Annotated in this window: 18 protein-coding genes; all 18 read left to right on the forward strand. The window is 55.6% G+C overall.

Annotated elements, in window-relative coordinates; all coding sequences use genetic code 11:
* The first annotated feature begins 40 nt into the window (after positions 1 to 40).
* The 18 genes from BOP96_RS01455 to BOP96_RS01545 all read left to right on the forward strand — a co-directional run bounded on the left by BOP96_RS01455 (position 41) and on the right by BOP96_RS01545 (position 15,881).
* Positions 41 to 790 carry a TIGR03759 family integrating conjugative element protein gene (locus BOP96_RS01455; protein WP_056791643.1) on the forward strand — a complete coding sequence of 250 codons (750 nt, stop codon included), beginning with the start codon at positions 41 to 43 and terminating at the stop codon, positions 788 to 790.
* Positions 775 to 1,332 (forward strand): lytic transglycosylase, encoded by a 558-nt coding sequence (locus BOP96_RS01460; protein ID WP_056791252.1) that lies wholly within the window; start codon positions 775 to 777, stop codon positions 1,330 to 1,332. The genes BOP96_RS01455 and BOP96_RS01460 overlap by 16 nt, the downstream gene beginning before the upstream one ends.
* A complete protein-coding gene (locus tag BOP96_RS01465; RefSeq protein WP_073451690.1) occupies positions 1,329 to 1,832 on the forward strand; it encodes an integrating conjugative element protein in 504 nt (167 codons plus the stop codon). Before BOP96_RS01460 ends, BOP96_RS01465 begins: the two co-directional genes overlap by 4 nt.
* 264 nt (positions 1,833 to 2,096) lie before the next feature.
* Positions 2,097 to 4,331 (forward strand): type IV conjugative transfer system coupling protein TraD, encoded by a 2,235-nt coding sequence (gene traD, locus BOP96_RS01475; RefSeq protein WP_056791246.1) that lies wholly within the window; start codon positions 2,097 to 2,099, stop codon positions 4,329 to 4,331.
* A 17-nt stretch (positions 4,332 to 4,348) separates the two neighbouring features.
* Positions 4,349 to 5,104 (forward strand): TIGR03747 family integrating conjugative element membrane protein, encoded by a 756-nt coding sequence (locus tag BOP96_RS01480; protein WP_056791243.1) that lies wholly within the window; start codon positions 4,349 to 4,351, stop codon positions 5,102 to 5,104.
* A 9-nt stretch (positions 5,105 to 5,113) separates the two neighbouring features.
* The gene (locus BOP96_RS01485) at positions 5,114 to 6,619 is read left to right on the forward strand and encodes a UvrD-helicase domain-containing protein (RefSeq protein WP_056791239.1); all 1,506 of its coding nucleotides are present in this window, start codon (positions 5,114 to 5,116) and stop codon (positions 6,617 to 6,619) included.
* Between the two features lie 164 nt (positions 6,620 to 6,783).
* Positions 6,784 to 7,098 (forward strand): hypothetical protein, encoded by a 315-nt coding sequence (locus tag BOP96_RS01490; protein WP_056791236.1) that lies wholly within the window; start codon positions 6,784 to 6,786, stop codon positions 7,096 to 7,098.
* Between the two features lie 163 nt (positions 7,099 to 7,261).
* Positions 7,262 to 7,561 (forward strand): integrative conjugative element protein, RAQPRD family, encoded by a 300-nt coding sequence (locus BOP96_RS01495; RefSeq protein ID WP_232925741.1) that lies wholly within the window; start codon positions 7,262 to 7,264, stop codon positions 7,559 to 7,561.
* Positions 7,558 to 7,797, forward strand: coding sequence for a TIGR03758 family integrating conjugative element protein (locus tag BOP96_RS01500; RefSeq protein ID WP_056791233.1), 240 nt, complete (start codon positions 7,558 to 7,560; stop codon positions 7,795 to 7,797). The genes BOP96_RS01495 and BOP96_RS01500 overlap by 4 nt, the downstream gene beginning before the upstream one ends.
* Positions 7,798 to 7,814: 17 nt before the next feature.
* Entirely contained in the window at positions 7,815 to 8,153 is a 339-nt protein-coding gene (locus tag BOP96_RS01505) for a TIGR03745 family integrating conjugative element membrane protein (protein WP_056791230.1), read from the forward strand.
* Positions 8,154 to 8,165: 12 nt separating this feature from the next.
* Positions 8,166 to 8,546, forward strand: a complete 381-nt coding sequence (locus BOP96_RS01510; RefSeq protein WP_056791228.1) for a TIGR03750 family conjugal transfer protein — start codon at positions 8,166 to 8,168, stop codon at positions 8,544 to 8,546.
* Complete coding sequence (locus BOP96_RS01515; protein ID WP_056791225.1) at positions 8,543 to 9,196, forward strand: PFL_4703 family integrating conjugative element protein; 654 nt, start codon at positions 8,543 to 8,545, stop codon at positions 9,194 to 9,196. Before BOP96_RS01510 ends, BOP96_RS01515 begins: the two co-directional genes overlap by 4 nt.
* Entirely contained in the window at positions 9,196 to 10,089 is an 894-nt protein-coding gene (locus BOP96_RS01520; RefSeq protein WP_093235602.1) for a TIGR03749 family integrating conjugative element protein, read from the forward strand. The genes BOP96_RS01515 and BOP96_RS01520 overlap by 1 nt, the downstream gene beginning before the upstream one ends.
* A complete protein-coding gene (locus BOP96_RS01525; RefSeq protein WP_056791222.1) occupies positions 10,079 to 11,569 on the forward strand; it encodes a TIGR03752 family integrating conjugative element protein in 1,491 nt (496 codons plus the stop codon). The genes BOP96_RS01520 and BOP96_RS01525 overlap by 11 nt, the downstream gene beginning before the upstream one ends.
* Entirely contained in the window at positions 11,547 to 11,990 is a 444-nt protein-coding gene (locus BOP96_RS01530) for a TIGR03751 family conjugal transfer lipoprotein (protein WP_050513954.1), read from the forward strand. The genes BOP96_RS01525 and BOP96_RS01530 overlap by 23 nt, the downstream gene beginning before the upstream one ends.
* The gene (locus tag BOP96_RS01535; protein WP_056791219.1) at positions 11,990 to 14,953 is read left to right on the forward strand and encodes a conjugative transfer ATPase; all 2,964 of its coding nucleotides are present in this window, start codon (positions 11,990 to 11,992) and stop codon (positions 14,951 to 14,953) included. The genes BOP96_RS01530 and BOP96_RS01535 overlap by 1 nt, the downstream gene beginning before the upstream one ends.
* Positions 14,950 to 15,249, forward strand: coding sequence for a hypothetical protein (locus BOP96_RS01540; protein ID WP_044275376.1), 300 nt, complete (start codon positions 14,950 to 14,952; stop codon positions 15,247 to 15,249). The genes BOP96_RS01535 and BOP96_RS01540 overlap by 4 nt, the downstream gene beginning before the upstream one ends.
* Positions 15,249 to 15,881, forward strand: a complete 633-nt coding sequence (locus tag BOP96_RS01545) for a DsbA family protein (RefSeq protein ID WP_044275375.1) — start codon at positions 15,249 to 15,251, stop codon at positions 15,879 to 15,881. Before BOP96_RS01540 ends, BOP96_RS01545 begins: the two co-directional genes overlap by 1 nt.
* Positions 15,882 to 16,135: the final 254 nt, after the last annotated feature.

A 16,135-nucleotide genomic window follows, 5' to 3' on the forward strand; every position in this document is an offset into this window, starting at 1 on the left:
GACCTCCTTTATGTATGGCCTTCGAACACTCTCAAAGAAAATGAATGCTTCAAACGCCTCGTTGATTATTGGCTTGGCAGCCATTGTGCTGGCTTATGGTTGCTCAGCTGCTCCAGGGCCTTCAACGTCCATCACCAGTACGCAGAACAGCGAAACCCAGAACTCTTCTCAAGGGACCAGCCAGACAGAACTGGCCCGCGAGTGGGGATTAACACCCCAAGAGTGGAGTCGCTATCGCACCGTCATGGAAGGTCCCCGGGGCATCTATTCACCAGGACTGGATCCTCTGACTGCACTGGGTATCGAAGCTAAATCAGCGGAAGAACGCCGGCGTTACGCTGAACTGCAGGTGCAAGCTGAACGGCAACGTATCGACAAGGAACTGGCTTATCAAAAGGCCTATGACCAAGCCTTCGCTCGCCTATACCCCAACGAAAAAGTCATTCAAATTTCAACAGAGCCGCTGTCTCCTAAAATTTCCGGCGCGACAAATGCTCTAAAAGGCTCAGGTCGATTAGCTGTTTTTGTTCAAGACAGTTGCACCAGTTGTATTGCCCGGGTGAAGGACCTTCAGGCTCAGAAACAACCCTTCGATCTGTACTTCGTGGGCAGCCAAGGTGATGACGAGACCATCCGCCGTTGGGCGATCCTGGCTGGCATCGAGCCAACCAGCGTACGCAGCCGCCAGATAACACTGAATCACGATGCCGGCCGCTGGCTTGGCCTTGGGCTCGGCGGCGAGCTACCTGCTGTGGTGCGCGAGGTGAATGGGCAATGGCAGCGACAGTAGTACGCGCCGTATTGGCTGGCTGTTTTATGTTGGCCGCGGCGTTGGCCAACAGTGCGGAGGTTCCTCCACCGGCCTATCAATTGATTGCCCTGCCTGCCGGCGTTCCGTCCGAGGTGCTCTATTCCGTCGCACTGCAGGAGAGCGGTACGCGACTACGCGGCCAAATAGTGCCCTGGCCATGGACATTGAATGTCGCCGGCGCCGGCTACCGGTTTGCGACCCGAAGCGATGCGTGCAGGGCATTGATGCTTGCGCTTCAAACCGCTGGTCCCAGTCGGGTCGACGTTGGTCTAGGTCAAACCAACATAGGTGCCAATGGCCACCGTTACAGCTCTCCCTGCGAAGGTTTGGATCCCTATAAGAACCTCTCGGTTACCGCCCAGATCCTGGCAGAACAAAAAGCCAAGGGGGGTGACTGGATCACTGCCGCCGGCCGGTACCACCGACCGGCTGGAGGTGAACCTGCCGCACGCTACCGCCGTGCCTTTGCCAAACACCTTAGCCGCGTAACCGGTATCAACCTGATGGCGAACAACCCATGAAGAGAATCTTAAGCTTAATGCTGTTGCTGTGTTCGATCTCGCCCATTGTGGCGAATGCCAGCTCATTGATTGTGGTGGAAGACCGTGGCGGCGTTTCCGCCCTGCCCTACTACCAAGACCTGGTCCCGGAACCTACCGGCCAGTCTGCACCGTTAGAAAACATCGGAGTGCGCGGTCAAGGGTCGTTTCCAGTGCGCTCAGACCGACTGACACCTGGAGAACTACAAGGCCGGGTAATCAATGCCCCGGGTCTGCAACCACTGTTCTTGGTTGGCGACGATGAGCTGTCTAGAAACTGGCTTTCACAACGCCGCGATCAACTGCAGCAACTACACGCAGTCGGAATCGTAGTGAATGTGGCCAGCGCCGAACGCTTTGCCGAGGTGCAGCGTTGGGCGGATGGTCTTCAGATGGTCCCAGCCCCCTCGAATGACCTGGCGCAACGTCTTGGAATCAAGCACTACCCGCTGCTCATCACTGCAACAGCCATTCAGCAATAAGAGGCAAGGATGCCACCACCTCAGTCACTCACCGTGGTGATCAGACAACCGGAAGACCCGCGAACATGCCAGCTCATCTTGGAGCAAGTGAGGTATGTGGTCTGGCTGTATGGCGGTCGTGTGACCTCGACAGAACAAGGTGATGCCATCGCAATGTGCTTGAAATTAGCTGATCGATTGGCTTCACACGAGATATCACAAGTTAGCCAGGAGCTGGACGAACAGTTCCCATTGAAAACCCCCTAGCTATAGAAGGCTCCAACCATGGCTGGTTCTTTCACCATTGAGGCATTGCTTCGTCCTGCCGTCGAGCTTTACACGGTCTGTGTCTGCGCCGCTGCAGCACTGCTCTGTATTTTTGCGCCCTGGGCCTTTGCACTGACTCCCTTATTTGGAGCGGTTTCCGCCTTTGGCTTTTTGATTCTTGGATATGTGCGCCTGAGACAGGCTTTGGTTGTATTGCGGTATCGACGCAATATTCGGCGTCTCCCCCACTACACCATGACCAGCAAGGACATGCCGGTCAGTAATGAACGCCTGTTCATCGGTAAGGGCTTTCGCTGGACTCAGAAACACACCCAGCGGTTGATGGACACCTATCTGCCCAAATACGCCGAGTATGTCGAGCCAACCTCGATCTATTCCCTGGCACGGCGCATCGAGGAGCGGCTGGAGTTCGCCCCCTTTCCACTCAGACTCCTGACCAAAGCCACCTCATGGAACGTAGCGATTAACCCGGTGCGGCCACTGCCGCCAGTGGGTGGATTACCGCGTTTACACGGTATAGAACCCCATGAAATTGACGTTAGCTTGCCGCTGGGTGAACGGGTTGGTCACTCCCTGGTGCTGGGTACGACGCGCGTGGGCAAGACCCGCCTGGCGGAACTGTTTATCACCCAGGACATCAGACGCACCCGTAGCCGAAGCCGGTCTCGGCGCCGCGTTCAGATGGGTCGACGCGTTCAGCCAGTCCATCGTAGCCAGCGCACAGCGGCACAAAACGAAGAGATGAACCTTGATCGGGAGGTGGTGATTGTCTTCGATCCTAAAGGCGATGCCGACCTTCTCAAACGCATGTACATCGAATGCATGCGTGCCGGCCGACTGGACGAATTTTATGTGTTCCACCTGGGTTGGCCTGACTACTCTGCACGCTACAACGCCGTGGGCCGCTTTGGCCGTATTTCCGAAGTGGCGACCCGAATAGCGGGTCAGCTATCAGGAGAAGGTAACTCAGCAGCGTTCCGTGAGTTCGCTTGGCGGTTCGTCAACATCATCGCACGTGCCTTGGTGGCCCTCGGCCGTCGGCCAGACTACGAGCAGATCCTCAAGCACGTGACCAACATCGATGCGCTTTTCATCGAGTATGCACAGAAGCACTTTGCCGAACATGATCCTAAAGCCTGGCAGACCATTGTCGAGCTTGAGGGCAAGATCGATCGCAAGAACCTCAGTTTCGCCATGAAGGACCGTCCACTGCGTGTAGTGGCCTTGGACATGTACTTGACTCAGAAGCGCATATCGGACCCTGTAATGGAGGGTCTGCGATCAGCAGTGCGCTATGACAAAACCTACTTCGACAAAATCGTTGCCAGCCTGCTGCCGCTGCTGGAGAAACTGACCACAGGACGCATTGCTGAGCTGCTATCGCCTGACTACATGGACCTTGAGGATCCGCGGCCCATCTTCGACTGGATGCAGGTAATACGTAAACGAGCGGTGGTCTACGTGGGACTGGATGCATTGTCGGATACCGAAGTGGCTGCGGCCGTTGGGAACTCCATGTTCAGCGACCTGGTGTCAGTCGCAGGTCACATCTACAAGTTCGGTATCGACGACGGTTTGCCCGGCGCCTCCGGCGCCAAGGTGGCGATTAACGTGCATGCCGATGAGTTTAACGAACTCATGGGCGAAGAATTTATACCAATGATCAACAAAGGCGGCGGCGCCGGCATGCAGGTCACAGCCTATACCCAGACCATGAGCGACATTGAAGCCAAGATCGGTAACCGGGCCAAAGCTGGCCAGGTCATCGGTAACTTCAACAACTTATTTATGTTGCGTGTGCGCGAGACCGCCACTGCCGAGCTGCTGACCAATCAATTACCCAAGGTTCAGGTGTTTACCAGCACACCGGCTAGCAGCGCCAACGATGCAATCAACGGCAAGACGGCCTTCACCTCCAACACCCACGACCAGATCCAAAGCGTCAGCGTGCCAATGATCGAGCCGGCGCATGTGGTTGCTCTGCCCAAGGGACAATGCTTTGCCCTGATCGAAGGCGGCAACCTCTGGAAAATCCGTATGCCGTTGCCGGCAAGTGATCCCGACGAGGTGATGCCTAAGGATCTGCAGGCCCTGGTTGAAGGAATGCGTAAAGGATCAGGAACCAACAGCGAATGGTGGCAAGCGCCGGGATATCAGTCACTAAGCGAATCGCTACCCGAAGACCTGGTCGACGATTTCCGCCTTATGGCCAACGACGACAAAGTCGCTTAGCGTAAAGGAGCAAAGCGATGGCCGATATCGCGGAAAAAGCCCAGCAACAGCAGGAAGGGCAAAAATCCTTTCTGGGCATGGTGATCTCAGCGCCCTTCCACTTTCTGGGGGTGATGTTCGGCTCACTGCTGGGCGCCATTCTCGTTGAGTGGCTGTGCATGTACGTGTTTTGGCATGATGCTGGATGGAGGCACGCCCAGCAGATGTTTGAGCATGAACTAGGCTGGCTGTCCCAGGACTTGTTACATAGCGTTGTCATCAAAGAACCGGGGCGCACCGCAACCTGGCTGGCAAAAACGACCTATGATTGGCTGATGGTAAAAAGCGGCCTGCAAGACAGCATTAACTCATTGACCCAATACGCTCGCTCCACGTCGCCGCAGCACGCCGGCATGTTCGACCTGCGCTACGAACTCGGTCGGGTCATGATCAAGTTCCAGGATTACGGCTTGGCCATGCTTTATACCGTGCTCACCTTTTGCGTACGAATGGTCATCCTGACACTGACAATCCCACTGTTTGCACTGGCGGCGTTTACGGGCCTGGTGGATGGCCTGGTGCGACGTGATCTACGCAAGTTCGGCTCCGGCCGTGAGTCGAGCTACCTGTATCACAAAGCACGCGGAACCATTATTCCGCTGGCCATCGTGCCATGGACAATTTACCTGGCTATCCCGATCAGCGTCAGCCCCCTGCTTATTTTGCTGCCGTGCGCGTTGTTATTGGGCGTATCGGTTTACATCACTGTCTCCAGTTTCAAAAAATACCTCTAGGAGCTGCCCATGCAGTGGACACAAGAACAGCAGCCCATCGTCGATTCAACAGCAGAGAAGCTACTGGTCCAAGCCTTCGCCGGCACAGGCAAAACCACAACACTGGTTGGTTATGCCACCCACCACGCCTCGGTGAAAATGCTTTATCTCTGCTACAACAAACCCGTCGAGCTCGCAGCCAAGGGACGCTTTCCTCGCAATGTGGTCTGCAAGACGGCGCATGGCCTGGCCTACGCGGTCTATGGCAGCCAGTACGCCGCCAAACAGACCAATAACTTACGCCTTACCGATATCGCCAGGGCCATCAACACGCAGGACTGGGAGCTGGTACGAGATGTACTGAGTACGCTGAACAACTTCATGGCCAGCGCCGATAACGAACTCGGCCGCGGACACTTTCCAAGGTTTCAGGGACAACGAATGCTCACCAGCGCGCAGGAACGATTTCTGGACAATGCGCTGGCTGTTGCGAAAGCGATCTGGAACCGGATGATCGACCTCCAAGACACGGGAATGTCTATCACCCACGATGGATATTTAAAGCTGTATCAGTTGAGTAAACCTGACCTGAGCCAGCGGTTTAAGGCGATTTTGCTCGATGAAGGTCAAGACGTGAACCCGGTCATTGCCGACTTGGTAAGGATACAGCGCATCTGCAAAGTAACCGTCGGCGACCCTCACCAGCAGATTTACCGTTTCCGTGGTGCCGAAGACGCTCTCAACAGCGATTGGATGGCCGATGCAGAGCGTCACTACCTGACCCAGAGCTTTCGCTTCGGTCCAGCAGTCGCGCATGTGGCTAACATCATACTTTTTTACAAGGGTGAAACTCGAAAGCTGCAAGGGTTAGGCCCCAAAACCCAGGTTAAACGTGCGCTTCCTGAAGACCTACCGCATCGCACATACATCCATCGCACGGTTACCGGCGTCATAGAGAACGCGCTTAGCTTGGTAGCGAGCAATCCAAAGATCTATTGGGTAGGTGGCATCGACAGTTATTCATTGCGCGACCTGGAAGACTTGTATCTGTTCAGCCGCAACCAAAACCAAGCCGTGCAAAACCGTAAGTTGCTGCGCGATTACCGGGACTTCTCGCAATACGTTGAAATTGCCGAGGTGAGCCAAGACACAGAGATGCTGCGATCGATCAAGATCATCGCTGCCTATCCCGATCTGCCTCAGCGCATCCAGACACTGCGCGCTCGGTCAGTAGACAACGAGTTGGATGCCACAATCACACTGACGACAGGGCATAAAGCCAAAGGGTTAGAGTGGGACTTTGTCAGCCTGTATGACGACTTTAGCGCTGACCCTCTGTCCCCCGATATCGATCAGGGGCGTAAAGACGATGAGCTAAATTTACTGTATGTGGCCGTGACGCGTGCAATGAAAATTTTGGCGCTGAACTCGATGGTTTTGTCCATCATGCAGCGCTATGTTGACGCTAGAACACCCAGCACCTCACAACTGATGGATAACAGAATAAACAGTGACAATTCGGTGTCGAGCAGCTAAAAATGTTTGGCCCGTCCGCTCTTGGACTGATACCGATCACCCTGGATCAAGATGTCGGACGGGCACCTACCATAGAAAATGTACAGGGTTCTAAATCTCATTTCTTATTGGCATGACCTGGTGTTTTCGAAAATCTGGCGGCTCCACACACCGAGAGCATCGCCATGAGCCACCGGGCATTTGAATACCATACCGAATTCGCTCCTCTGTACTACCTCGTCCGAACCAAAAAGCTCCTCATGTTCAAGTCCGAAGAACCAACCACCGATCCAGACATTCAAGGATTTCTCCAGGATCCTAACCATCAACAGCGCCTTGTCCAGCTAGGCCGAGAAGGTTGGGAACTGATCAGCGTTCAACCCGTGGTCAGAGGTGAGGTCAAAGTCGGCAATCAAAATGCTCAGGGCTGGGCCTATGGCATCGCTTTACCGACGGGCTACCTGCTGTTCTTCAAACGCACTATTCAAAGCGATTGCTAGGCCCGCTATGGCCTGAAGAAATCCTTGCGCCCCTGAATATGGTTTTCTTGCGGCGACCATAAATAGATCACGGCAAGCTGACGGCAACAGGAATGACTTGAGCCCAGCCGTGATCCAGACACTGCGTTCCACCGCACGTACTCGCCGACTTGCCCTAACAGGTTTGATCGTACTTTCAGGATTCGGCCTGCCTATCTCCCATGCAGCGGCCGCTTCTGCTTCCGAGCAGGCGAACCTGGACGTGATGATCCGCCAGTTGAACGCCCTGGAAGACACCGCACGTCGCAGCGCACAAATTGCTGATGAGCCGGGTAAACGCTACTTCTTCGATTACCAGCGCCTGGCGGGCGACATCGCCCGAATCCGCCATGGCTTGGAGGGCTACCTGACGCCAAGCCGAGCCCAACCTCGCGATCCAGCCGAGCTTTCGGGCCAATACACCACCGAAGGTCGCAAGCCATGAGCATGAACGGTACTCAGGCGTCCGCCTTTCAAGCGGCGAGTGGCTTCCCGGCCTCGTCGAGCTACCTATTTTTCGTCGGCGTGGCCGTGGCCATCATTTTCGTGTGGGGGGCTTGGGCCGTCTGGAGCTGCTACCGGGGATGGGCCACAGGCAACCTTGACCGGACGATTGCTTCGACCTCTTTGGTTCGCATCCTGCTGCTTTGCATGATCCTCACAGCCTTTGTTCTCAGTTGATTTATTGGAGATTCGTTATGACTTTGCATCAACAAACGCGCCGCTTGCTGATCGGCATTATTGCACTTCCACAGTTGGCCATGGCTGCCCTCCCTCAATCTCAGCCGCCCACACGCGGCGAAGGCTCTAACCTGATGCAAACCATGCAGAACTACGCCTTTGATGGTTTTTCTCTGCTCGGTCTGATCATCTGCGCCGTCATTTTCAGCGGGGTAGCGTGGCATGCCTTCGGCACCTATCACGAAATTCAACTCGGCAAGAAGAAATGGGGCGATCTCGGTGCCACGGCCGCTGTTGGTGTGGCCATCTTGGGTGTCGCCATTTTTCTGATCACCAAGGCAACTAACATTCTTTAACGAGCCTTGGCCATGACAGAACTCTCTGACGATGGGACGCTAATTTTCCTACCGGTGCGACTGAACAATCAGCCGGTCATCATGGGCGGCCTCACTGCCGATGAAATGTGGGCAACCCTAGCGATCAGTGCCGGCTCAGGATTGATAATTGGGATTCTGGCAGCAATTTTGACCCATATCTGGGCGCTGATTATCGCCACCGCCATGCTCTTTGCGATCCTTGGGCTGACCCTCTCCAGCCGTTTTTTACGGCGTTGGAAACGCGGCCGACCGGACACCTGGCTCTACCGCCAGATGCAACTGAGCATTGCACGATATCTTCCTACCTGGAACAAGGCCCACCTGATCACACGCACGGGTGCGTGGACCTGCCGTAGAACGGGGGCTCAATGACTTATCGAAAAAAAGTGGACGCCCAACTGTCCCATATCAACAGCCTGCGCCTGGTCATTGGCCTGCTGATCGCCCTGGGGCTGTACATGGCCTATGGCTGGCAGAGCGCACCGCGTGACCTGACTGTTCATGTACCTCCAGATCTACGTTCAGGTAGCACCCGTAAGTGGTGGGATATTCCACCGGAGACGGTATACGCCTTCGGGCTGTACATTTTTCAGCAGATGAACCGTTGGCCCGTTGACGGTGAAACCGACTACGAGGACAACATTACCCGCTTGGAAAGCTACCTGACGCCCAGTTGCAAAGCTTATCTGCAAAAAGACTTCGAACTGCGCCGCAACAGTGGGGAGTTGCGCAAACGCGAGCGCGGTGTATTCGAGATTCCTGGCCGAGGAATTGACGATAAATCAGAACAACATATTGAGCAGCACAGCATCAACGACTGGACGGTCAACTTGGATATCACCGCTGACGAGCACTACGGCGGAGAACGCGTGAAACGGGCACTAGCGCGTTATCCGCTGCACATCATCCGATACGACATTGATCCCGAGAAGAATCCTTTTGGACTCGCCTGGGACTGCTACAGCAGTAACCCTCAGCGCATCGAAGTCTCCGCAGAACCTGCCCGGTCGGGAGGCAAGTGATGATGCGTCGACTGCTGATTATCGGGTTGCTCATGCTCAACTTCTTCGGCATGGCCAACGCCGTCGAGATCTTACGCTGGGACCGAATTCCACTGGCACTGCCCTTGATCGCCGGCCAGGAACGCATTGTTTTTGTCGACCAAAATGTTCGAGTGGGTCTGCCCCGGAATTTGGTTGATAAGCTGCGCGTCCAGAGCACCGGTGGCGCACTGTACCTTCTGGCCAAAGAACCCATACCTCCGACTCGCCTGCAGCTCCAAAATATGAGCAGTGGCGAAATCATGTTGGTGGATATCATCGCTACAGAAGGTAAACCAAATCAGGCCGCGGCCGAGCCTGTAAAAATTGTTTCCGGAGAAGGTCCCTTGCCTCGTTACGGGCAGGCTAGCTCAAAGCCGACGAGCAGCCGCGCTCCGGCCCCCACGTCGGAGCCCAACGTTCAAGACGAGGATCCGCCGACTCCGCGCCGTGAGACGCCTCTGCCTGTGGTCATGACGCGCTATGCCGCGCAGATTCTCTATGCCCCTCTACGCACCGTTGAACCCGTGGATGGTATCGCCCAGGTCAATCTTAAGCGGGGCCTTAACCTCACCACTTTGCTCCCGACGTTGCCGGTCGAGGCCTCTGCATTAGGAGCATGGCGGTTAGACGACTACTGGGTGACGGCAGTGAAACTGCGCAACACCAGCACTCAGCACCTTGCACTGGATCCTCGGGAGCTGATGGGAGACTTCATCACGGCGACGTTTCAGCACCCTTACCTCGGCAACAAGGGTGATGCAAGTGACACCACAACGGTCTATCTGGTGACACGCGGCCATGGCTTGGCCGAATCGTTACTGCCGGCGGCCGTCAGCCAGATCGATCCGAAAGGAGGTCGCCGTGAAGAGTAATCCCCTGGTCAAATTCCTAGTCATCCCTTTCGCGATCCTGGCGTTATTTGTGGTGGTCAAACTATTCAGTAAGGACAGTTCTGAGAAACAGACTCAGGCTCCAGAAACGCTCGTGCTCAGTACGGGTGAAGCTAAAAAGCTTGGCGTTGACGGCGATACCCCCGGCGACACGCTTCGCACCATCGTCGTGGAAAGCAGACAGCTCAAAGACCAGGTCTCCAATGCGTTGAAGAACAATGATGAGCTGAAGCAACAAAACCTTGATCTACAAAGACGTTTGCAGTCGATCAACGACAATGTTGACAGCAAGCTGCAAAACGCCCAGCAAACAATGAAACAGGAGTCACAACAACAAAGCCAGACCATCCTGGATACGCTGCAGCAGCAATACAACACACTGAGTAACAAAGCTGCGAACGCAGGCTCTTCGAACGCTGATTTGCCGATCGGCTTTGGCATTCAGCCTGGTGATGGGCAGGACTTCAAAGGCGCGCCTGGACCGGATGTCGTCTGGATCGAGCCGCAGGACGCAACCCCTGTCGATATCAATGGAAAGCCCATCGCGGCCGGTTCCAATCAAACCGCCTCGGGATTCAACTTCCCAACCTCATTCGGCGAGTCAGTAGACCGTGGGCAAAATGCTCTGCGTACGGGCGCTCAGAACGTTGCGAGTGAGATCTCGCCACAGGAGGCCCGCAAACAGGTACGCAAGGTCTATACGCTGCCACAGAACTCCACATTGATGGGCTCTGTCGCGATGTCAGCTCTGATTGGCCGCGTGCCCATCGACGGTACAGTCAACGACCCCTACCCCTTCAAAGTGCTGATAGGTCCGGACAACCTCACCGCCAACGGTATCGATTTGCCCGACGTTGCCGGCGCCGTGGCCAGCGGAACAGCGTCCGGCGACTGGACTCTATCTTGCGTACGCGGGCAGATCAAAAGCCTGACTTTTGTCTTTAATGACGGCACGGTACGGACGCTGCCACAGCCACAAGAAGAAACGAATGGCAGTCAGAACAGCAATAACCAGAACAATGGCAACCAGAACACCATTCAGGGAGGTCTGGGCTGGATCAGCGACGCCTACGGTATTCCGTGCATCAGTGGCGATCGTAAAAGCAACGCCTCGCAGTACATCGGTTCCCAGGTACTGATTACCGCGGCCGGCGCCGGCGCTGCCTCCCTCATCAAATCTGATGGAAACAGCAGTTCATTTATAAATCCGCAGTCCGGGACCATCGGTTCTGTTGGCGGCTCGGGGAGTGATGCCATGGGCAAGATCATCGGCCAAGGCGTCAATGATGTCTCCAGTTGGGTGAACAAGCTCTACGGGCAAGCCTTCGCGGCAGTGTACGTGCAGCCCGGGGCGAAGGTCGCGGTGCACTTGGATCAGCAACTGACCATCGATTACGAACTCCAAGGCCGCAAGGTCAACTATCGCTCAGGAGCCCGTCATGCCTCGACTTCGCTTGACTAACTGCGGCCTCAAATTAGGTGCATACATCGTCATCTCACTCATTGCCTCGGGCTGCTCTACGAGCAAGGACGAACTACTCCCCCATGGCGACAACACGATGATGGATGTTTGGGATCAAGGTGCCAGTGGTTCAGGCAATAGCACGAGTAACCGTCAGTTGCTCGATGCACGACAGGATCTGCGTAGGCCTTTGCAACCTACCCAGACTGGGACCCTGGACGACACTGCCAAATTCACCCGCACAGCCCAAAACGAGATCTACAGCCAGTTTAAGCGCCTGCCCAATCCGGACCTGGTCATGTATGTCTTTCCCCATCTAGCGGGCTCAGACCCTGCACCAATTCCGGGGTACACAACAGTATTTCCACTGTACCAGCGCGTGCAATACGCCATGCCCGGTGAACGCACGGAGGCCTATTAATGAGGTTTTTTGAGCGGTTTAAAACACGACGTAGCTCAGACCGAGTCGAGCCGGACCTCGCCTCTAATGCTACCGAGCACGTCGACGTGCAGGCATCAGCGACTGAGTCTTTTGAGGCGGCGACCGAGCGGTATTTCGCACGCTTGGCTGCCATGGGCATTCCGTCGCCGAGTGACTGGCGTAACCCAAAGAAAAAACCAGCGACTACCGCTGACGTCGACCGAATGTACGACGTGAATCCCTCTTTCGTGGATCTTCTACCGTGGGTGGACTATCTGCCGGCGGAAAAAGCCATGCTGCTGGAAGATGGCGTGTCTCGTGCTGCGTTCTTCGAGCTGACACCGATCGGCACCGAAGGTCGAGATCCCGACTGGTTGCGCAAAGCCCGGGATGCCCTGGAAAACGCCCTGCAAGACTCTTTCGATGAGTTGGAGACCTCCCCGTGGGTCGTACAGTTGTACGCTCAGGACGAAACCAGTTGGGACAACTACCTGCAGCACCTGCACGACTACATCCAACCCCGGGCACAGGGCAGTGACTTCACTGAGCTTTACTTGAAGCTGATCAAGCAGCACCTGGAGGCTATTTCCAAGCCAGGCGGGCTATTTGAAGACACCAAGGTCAGCCAACTGCCTTGGAGGGGCCAGCAACGCCGTGTCCGCATTGTCGTCTACCGACGCACTCAGGGGGCACAAGCAGACGTGCGCGGCCAAGCACCTGCTCCCTACCTAAAAATCATCTGTGATCGCTTGGTAGGCGGCCTGGCGAACGCGGGCATTAAGACACATCGCATGGATGGTCACGCTATACGTCACTGGTTGATTCACTGGTTCAATCCACGGCCAGACCATTTCGGCCCTGCAGACGCTGATATTCGCCGTTTTTATGAGGTGGTTTGCAAGCAGGTGCCGGTAACGGAGGAAGGCGAGTTGCCGCTGGCCAGCGGGACCGACTTTTCGCAAAACCTGTGTTACCGCGAACCGCTGTCGGACACAGAGAAAGGCTTGTGGTACTTCGACGGTCTGCCCCACCGCGTGGTGATGCTTGATCGTCTGCGGGAAGCGCCCAAGACAGGACACCTGACCGGTGAAACACGCAAGGGTGGTGATGCGCTCAACGCGCTGTTCGACAAAATGCCAGAGGACACCATTCTCTGTATCACCCTCGTGATCACTCCCCAGGACATACTTGAAGGCCACCTGGAGCAGCTTTCACGCAAGGCTGTTGGTGATACCCAAGCCTCAATCCTGACTCGCGAAGACGTCGCTGTTGCCCGCCAGTTGCTTGGCCGCAAGCACAAGCTGTACCGGGGTAGCGTAGCGTTTTACCTACGCGGGAAAGACGACTTGGAGCTGCAGGAGCGCAGTCTGCAACTGAGCAGTGCCTTGCTGGGAGCGGGCATGGAGCCTGTGGAGCCCCGCGATGAGGTCGCCCCCTTAAACTCGTACCTCAGATGGTTGCCCGGCAATTTTGATCCCAATGAGCGCAAAGCACTGGAGTGGTACGCGCAACTGATGTTCGCCCAACACATTGCGAACCTGGCTCCTGTCTGGGGACGGTCGACCGGAACCGGGCACCCAGGCATCACGTTGTTTAATCGTGGGGGAGCGCCGATTACCTTCGATCCGCTGAACAAGCTGGACCGCCAGATGAACGCGCACCTGTTCATCTTCGGTCCTACGGGTTCAGGAAAGTCGGCCAGCGCAACGAATATCCTTAGTCAGATCGTTGCCATCTATCGGCCGCGCCTTTTCATCGTTGAGGCCGGCAACAGTTTTGGTCTGCTGGGAGACTTTGCCAAGAAGCTTGGTTTGACGGTTAACCGTGTCCGGCTCGCACCAGGATCTGGGGTTAGCTTAGCGCCCTTCGCCGATGCTGAAAAACTCATTGAGCCGACCGCGAACGTCAAAACGTTCAAGGCTGATGACCTTGAGGCCTCGGACGAACACCTGGCAAGCCAAACCGAAGACGAACAGCGCGACATTCTGGGAGAGATGGAAATTACGGCCAGGCTGATGATCACTGGCGGGGAGGATAAAGAAGATGCGCGCCTTACCCGGGCTGATCGCAGCGCCATCCGCCAATGCATTCTCAATGCGGCACAAAAATGTGTAGCGGAACAACGCATCGTGCTTCCAGAAGACATCTGTGATGCACTGCGAGAGATGGGGCATGAACCGGGTATACCGGCTGCTCGAAGCTCACGCTTTCTGGAGATGGCAGAAGCCTTGTCCATGTTCTGCATGGGCACTGAAGGCGACATGTTCAACCGCCCAGGTACGCCATGGCCCGAAGCGGACATCACCATTGTGGACTTGGCCACATATGCCCGAGAAGGCTACAGCGCACAGATGGCCATCGCCTACATTTCGCTGCTCAACACGGTAAACAACATCGCCGAGCGGGATCAATTTAAAGGCCGCCCCCTGATCTTCTTCACTGACGAAGGCCACATCCAGTTGAAGGTTCCACTGCTGTCACCCTACTCCGTCAAGATCACCAAAATGTGGCGAAAGCTGGGAGCCTGGTTCTGGATGGCCACTCAAAACGTTGACGACGTACCACCAGAGGCATCGGCCCTACTCAACATGATCGAGTGGTGGATCTGCTTGAATATGCCGCCTGATGAGGTGGAGAAGATCGCACGCTTTCGTGAACTGACCCCAGCTCAGAAATCGATGATGCTGTCCGCACGTAAGGAAAGCGGGAAGTTTACCGAGGGCGTAGTGCTATCCAAAAGCATGGAAATGTTGTTCCGGGTGGTTCCACCTAGTTTGTACCTGGCCTTGGCCATGACGGAACCGGAAGAGAAGAAGCAACGCTACGACATAATGCAGGCCAAAGGCTGCAACGAGCTCGACGCGGCCATTGAAGTAGCAGCAACGCTAGACCGCTATCGCGGTATCGAACCTCACATCATCACTTTTCCCGAGCAAGTCACGGCCTTGGAGCGCCACGTATGAGAACACTGAATTCCTTGACCCAAAACCTGATCGAAAGTCTGACCCAGTTGCTTGAACAGCCTGGTGAGGATGCTTTGCAGACTTTAGAGGTTTGCGCCCCCGTCCTGATAGAAGAACTGCAACAGGTCTTGATACGTGCAGTGGACCGTCGTGACATCGAGTCCCAGCTTCAAACGGCGTTGGCCAACTGGCTTCGGCAGCACCCGCAACCCGAGAACGCGGAGAGCGCGCTTCTTGAAGCCCTGCGCAAACAAGCGCTGCTGTCATCGAAATCCGCGGCAGAGGCTCAGAGCTGATGCGTCTTAGTAGGCGATGGGCAATTCCAGGTCTCGTTTTGGCAGGCGTATCGTTAGTATGCCTTGCCCTCATTAAAAGCGAGGCACAAATACCACAGCACACCGGACCTTGGGTGTTGGGGCCAGCCGATGCTCGCTGGACTGTGACAGAGTTTGCGGATCTTGAATGCCCGTATTGCAAGATCTATACACCGGCTCTGAAAGCCTGGGTTCAGAAGCAGAAGAGCGTGAACTTGCAGTGGCACCATCTGCCACTGGATTTTCACGGTTCGGCCGCGATAAACGAAGCCAAAATCGTCGAGTGCGCAGGAGAGCTGGGTGGCGCGCTGGCATTCTGGCAAGCCGTCGACCAGGTCTTTGAACGAACCCGTAGCAACGGCCTAGGCTTTAATGGTCAGTTGGACGTCAACGACGTTGGTCACCAGGCACTGATGGCCTGTGCTGCAAACAATAAACAGATCTCTCTACGCATCAGTCGGCAGGCAGAAGAAGCGATGAAGTCTGGGGTCACATCGACACCCACTGTGCTGATTAGAGACAACAAAACCGGCAGGTTTCTAAAACTGGAAGGCCCTGCCGATGATGTGATGTTGCTGTCGGCAATTGACTTGTTGATTCAGAAAAAAAACTAGTTGCGCACCTTATTTGCCCCATGTACACACGCGGCCGGCAACTGCCACTCATGTGCGAAAGGTGAAATGTTGGTTGTGTCGAGCCCAGGCGATTTAAACGACCGCCCACGCCGGCGTATAGAGTAGAGCGAGCCAACCTGCAGCAGCCTGGTACGGACCAAAGGAACAAGCGCTGCCTTCCATAGTTGACAAGTGCTTCAGGTCGTTTGCCGCATACGATGCAGGACGCAGCAGTTTTTTGTACCACATACACA

Origin of the sequence: Pseudomonas sp. FSL W5-0203 (genome assembly GCF_001896155.1) — a bacterium.
Classification (GTDB): Bacteria; Pseudomonadota; Gammaproteobacteria; order Pseudomonadales; family Pseudomonadaceae; genus Aquipseudomonas; species Aquipseudomonas paracarnis.

What these genes read in the sequence shown, in the direction of transcription:
- BOP96_RS01535 (WP_056791219.1), top strand. Translation starts at nt 11,990, where the DNA reads ATGAGGTTTTTTGAGCGGTTTAAAACACGACGTAGCTCAGACCGAGTC.
- BOP96_RS01460 (WP_056791252.1), top strand. Translation starts at nt 775, where the DNA reads ATGGCAGCGACAGTAGTACGCGCCGTATTGGCTGGCTGTTTTATGTTG.
- BOP96_RS01540 (WP_044275376.1), top strand. Translation starts at nt 14,950, where the DNA reads ATGAGAACACTGAATTCCTTGACCCAAAACCTGATCGAAAGTCTGACC.
- BOP96_RS01530 (WP_050513954.1), top strand. Translation starts at nt 11,547, where the DNA reads ATGCCTCGACTTCGCTTGACTAACTGCGGCCTCAAATTAGGTGCATAC.
- BOP96_RS01545 (WP_044275375.1), top strand. Translation starts at nt 15,249, where the DNA reads ATGCGTCTTAGTAGGCGATGGGCAATTCCAGGTCTCGTTTTGGCAGGC.
- BOP96_RS01505 (WP_056791230.1), top strand. Translation starts at nt 7,815, where the DNA reads ATGACTTTGCATCAACAAACGCGCCGCTTGCTGATCGGCATTATTGCA.
- BOP96_RS01515 (WP_056791225.1), top strand. Translation starts at nt 8,543, where the DNA reads ATGACTTATCGAAAAAAAGTGGACGCCCAACTGTCCCATATCAACAGC.
- BOP96_RS01455 (WP_056791643.1), top strand. Translation starts at nt 41, where the DNA reads ATGAATGCTTCAAACGCCTCGTTGATTATTGGCTTGGCAGCCATTGTG.
- BOP96_RS01500 (WP_056791233.1), top strand. Translation starts at nt 7,558, where the DNA reads ATGAGCATGAACGGTACTCAGGCGTCCGCCTTTCAAGCGGCGAGTGGC.
- BOP96_RS01485 (WP_056791239.1), top strand. Translation starts at nt 5,114, where the DNA reads ATGCAGTGGACACAAGAACAGCAGCCCATCGTCGATTCAACAGCAGAG.
- BOP96_RS01520 (WP_093235602.1), top strand. Translation starts at nt 9,196, where the DNA reads ATGATGCGTCGACTGCTGATTATCGGGTTGCTCATGCTCAACTTCTTC.
- traD (WP_056791246.1), top strand. Translation starts at nt 2,097, where the DNA reads ATGGCTGGTTCTTTCACCATTGAGGCATTGCTTCGTCCTGCCGTCGAG.
- BOP96_RS01480 (WP_056791243.1), top strand. Translation starts at nt 4,349, where the DNA reads ATGGCCGATATCGCGGAAAAAGCCCAGCAACAGCAGGAAGGGCAAAAA.
- BOP96_RS01490 (WP_056791236.1), top strand. Translation starts at nt 6,784, where the DNA reads ATGAGCCACCGGGCATTTGAATACCATACCGAATTCGCTCCTCTGTAC.
- BOP96_RS01465 (WP_073451690.1), top strand. Translation starts at nt 1,329, where the DNA reads ATGAAGAGAATCTTAAGCTTAATGCTGTTGCTGTGTTCGATCTCGCCC.
- BOP96_RS01510 (WP_056791228.1), top strand. Translation starts at nt 8,166, where the DNA reads ATGACAGAACTCTCTGACGATGGGACGCTAATTTTCCTACCGGTGCGA.